1 protein-coding gene is annotated in these 234 nt (G+C 77.4%); it reads left to right on the top strand.

Going from position 1 to position 234, the window contains the following annotated elements; all coding sequences use genetic code 11:
* The coding region (locus tag AC3II9_RS22565; RefSeq protein ID WP_489159014.1) for an ATP-binding protein at positions 1 to 234 on the top strand (234 nt) is incomplete at both ends.

Raw genomic sequence — 234 nt, 5'->3', positions numbered from 1 at the left:
CCGATACGGTCCCGTCGTGGACCCGATCCGGAACCCCTACGCGCCCGGTGCCGGGCAGCGACCCCCCGAGCTGGCCGGCCGCGACGAGCAGCTCGGTGCGTTCGACGTCGTGCTCGCCCGCGTCTCGGCGGGCCGGCCCGAGCGCTCGCTCGTGCTGACCGGGCTGCGCGGCGTCGGCAAGACGGTGCTGCTCAACGCGCTGCGCTCCGCCGCCGTGCGCCGCCAGTGGGGGAC

It is taken from the genome of Lysinibacillus sp. RU7 (assembly GCF_057837305.1).
Note: the sequence above shows the minus strand (reverse complement) of the source record. Positions and strands in the feature narration are given on the sequence as shown.